3 protein-coding genes are annotated in these 2,882 nt (G+C 56.5%); 1 reads left to right on the top strand and 2 read right to left on the bottom strand.

Annotated features, from left to right (window positions below; all coding sequences use genetic code 11):
- The first annotated feature begins 523 nt into the window (after nucleotides 1-523).
- Nucleotides 524-967, top strand: coding sequence for a MepB family protein (locus CQ012_RS17310; RefSeq protein WP_038993720.1), 444 nt, complete (start codon nucleotides 524-526; stop codon nucleotides 965-967).
- A gap of 18 nt (nucleotides 968-985) precedes the next feature.
- Here CQ012_RS17310 and CQ012_RS17305 read toward each other — a convergent pair whose 3' ends face one another.
- On the bottom strand, nucleotides 986-2,182 hold the full coding sequence (locus CQ012_RS17305) for a type II toxin-antitoxin system HipA family toxin (protein WP_105662737.1): 1,197 nt from the start codon (nucleotides 2,180-2,182) through the stop codon (nucleotides 986-988).
- Nucleotides 2,179-2,379, bottom strand: a complete 201-nt coding sequence (locus tag CQ012_RS17300; protein WP_105662736.1) for a helix-turn-helix transcriptional regulator — start codon at nucleotides 2,377-2,379, stop codon at nucleotides 2,179-2,181. The genes CQ012_RS17305 and CQ012_RS17300 overlap by 4 nt, the downstream gene beginning before the upstream one ends.
- Nucleotides 2,380-2,882: the final 503 nt, after the last annotated feature.

Below are 2,882 nucleotides of genomic sequence, written 5' to 3'. Positions count from 1 at the left end.
AACTATACACAGGTTTTGGGGGTCCTGCAAATCGGGTGGGTGGTTTTTGACGGTGACCGTGCACACTTAATTCCGGAACTGCTGATTCGGCTCTTTCCATGTGCCCAATCGCTGGCAATTATTACCGAGCTAGGGCTGAGCGCGTAAACATTATTTCGCAGCTGCACAGAGCATCAGCGCCTGTACCTAGCGAGTTTATTGAACCCTTGAGAAGCGTACGCATATACGCGAACCCAATGAATTGTGCCCACATCAGCCGATTAGACGATGCGGGCGCATGCGTGCGTCTGAGCAAGGCACAAGAAGAGAACGCACATGGCGAAACGATGCATCTGGAGGTTCCATGCGCGTGACGGCCAAGGCGGCATCAGCGCAATGACTACCTAGAGCAGTCGGCATTAATGCCGGCCCAATACAGGTCTTGCAGTGCTACGTAAGCACCACCCTCGGCTACGGTGAATAGCAGCGATATTTCGATCGCTGCCACTCCACTTGATGATCTACCGAATACAGGATGAAGTCTATGAAGTTCACGGCGTTGGAACGCTATTGCCACCTCACTGGGCAATCGTATGGCGAGGTGACTCCCGAAGAACAGCAGAGCGATTATCAAGCCGGGGTAACTGAGCTTGACGGACAGCGGTGGCGGATCAGGACCGCAAGGATCACGCCAACAAAGCCAGGTGGGTTCGTAGCCATATGGCATCGGGACGAAACTGGGACTACTGCCCCCTACGAATCCGAAGAGGGACTGCGCGGAGTTATGGTCTTTATCGAGGAAGCCGGCTGTTTCGGCGTCTTCCGCTTTACTCAACAGCACCTCGAGGAGCTGGGCGTCTTCGCCTCAGCATCGGCTCCAGGCAAGCGCGGTTTCCGCGTCTATCCATCATGGACGGCTGGCCTTAAGGGGCAAGCGAAGAAAAGCCAGAATAGTCAGCTGCCTGCGTTCACGTTGCTCGCAGACTAACTTGTCCCGCTCAGACGCCTACTGCAGCTCCATGCGCCGGAACCTGAGTTCTCGTTGCGCACCACGCAAAGGTGAACCTTCAAAAGGCAACTCGCTGAGATCCACAGTCAATGCGGCTTTCAATGCCAACTGGTTCGCTGACTGCGTGGCCCGGTCAGCCAAGCCGAGCACCCTTGCAAGCTCCGCCCAGTGCTTCTTCTTCAGATTCTTAGCCTTGCCGGCAACAGTCAAAGCCATGGTGTCATCGCCGTAGACCAGGGTGCATGGGATGTCGTAGATGGGCGCTACATTAAACCGTCCATGCAAGTCCGCCAGAATCGAGACGTTCTTTCCATGCAAGTCGCCGTTGCCAGTTAGCCACGCAAAGACGAACTGAATGTATAGATTGCGCCTGGCGAGCACCGGAGCCTGGCACTGCAGCGCTAAGGCTTCAATAGCTTGTTCCGTGCTCACTGCATACTTGCTTGCCGGCGGAAGGTTCAATACCTGCATGGCATCTTCCAACGCCAAACGCGTGGGACTATCCGCCCCCTCGACACCCTCGCGATCGAACCTCTCGACCAGCAGCCCCGGACTCCCAGTGGAATCCAGTACTAGCCGATTGTTTGCGACCGGAAGTTTGAGCAATCGCGCTGCTTTCAGGTGCTGCGCCTCATTAACGACCAAATGCGGATGATCCCGGGGATCAAGCTTGAGCAGATAGGCGCTGTTCTTGAACTCCACTGGTGTTGTCAGCATGGTTGCGCTGATCTTGTCTTGCACGCCGGGGATCGAGTGGCGGTCCAAGGTGCGCGCGAGGACCGAGAAGTCGAGTTCGGCCGTGCTGCTGAATTCAGCAACCACGGGGGTTTGCTCCAGTGCTGATCCTTCCGGAACAACGCGTACATTGCCTGGAGTATCGGCGCCCACTGCCATCAGCAGAGTCAACTCGTCAGAGATGCTGGTCTTAGTTGCGTCCTTGAGAACGGTCAGGCGATGGCCTTCGGGCAATAGTCCCGAGAAGAACGATGGCAACGCGCCCCCAGGCCCCACATATGCCTCCGGGGAAGCTGGCAAAGATGTCGCAATGCCCGCGCCACCATGTGCAAGGTAGTCCTTGTTATAGCTGAAGGCCACGCTTCCGTCGGACTGTCTGGCTAGAGTGCCGGCGAGGTTTACGTTGCAGTAGACGTCAGCCTTGGTAACAAGCTTGAGCTCTTGGAGTTGCGGCTTCATTTGGCCACGCGAATTCGAAGGCCGAGTACATTCGCGACGGAGAGCACCGCTTCAATGGAGGGGTTTCCCGCCCCTCGTTCTATGGAGCGCAGCGTACGTTCGGAGATGCCAGCTAATTCAGCCAGCTGTTCCTGCGTCAGGCCATTCTGTTTTCTAACGCGCTGCAATTCGGCCCCTAGCTCAGTCACTGAATTCATGAAGGATCCTCTTCCGGCAGCATTTCGCCGATTGGCGACATTCTGCTCACTATCATTCAGTATGGAGCAAGAATCGGCAACAAGTTACCGAAATGATAGCCAGGTGCAAGCAATCGATTGTCAGAGGCATCAAAAGGCAGGATCTTGCCGATTGGCGGACCAGAACCCATCGGATAAAGCACCTGCAACGGAGCGGGCGTTCTCTCCCGTAGTGAGCCACGGAGGTCCAGGGCCACGCCGTCTGCTTAGTCGCTTCAAGCGAGTCCGACATCGGGACACAGCTTAGCCATGGCTGCATTCACAACCCCATGCCTGCCTGGTCGTTCCTTGAGCGGTCTGCGCTAGCGGCCAGCACTCAAGCTCGTTAAAGCAGAAGGGGAGGAGGAACCAGGCAGCACCAGCTGCCTAATTCCCCCTCCCCTTCCCGTTAAACAGGTGAGGCCCCGGCACCAAACGGTACCAGGGCCTCAAACCATCTACTCAAGTTAAGTCCGGCGGTGACC

This window comes from Arthrobacter sp. MYb214, from assembly GCF_002979865.1.
In the GTDB taxonomy this organism is placed as follows: Bacteria; Actinomycetota; Actinomycetes; order Actinomycetales; family Micrococcaceae; genus Glutamicibacter.
Note: the sequence above shows the minus strand (reverse complement) of the source record. Positions and strands in the feature narration are given on the sequence as shown.

What these genes read in the sequence shown, in the direction of transcription:
- CQ012_RS17310 (WP_038993720.1), top strand. Translation starts at nt 524, where the DNA reads ATGAAGTTCACGGCGTTGGAACGCTATTGCCACCTCACTGGGCAATCG.
- CQ012_RS17300 (WP_105662736.1), bottom strand. Translation starts at nt 2,379, where the DNA reads ATGAATTCAGTGACTGAGCTAGGGGCCGAATTGCAGCGCGTTAGAAAA.
- CQ012_RS17305 (WP_105662737.1), bottom strand. Translation starts at nt 2,182, where the DNA reads ATGAAGCCGCAACTCCAAGAGCTCAAGCTTGTTACCAAGGCTGACGTC.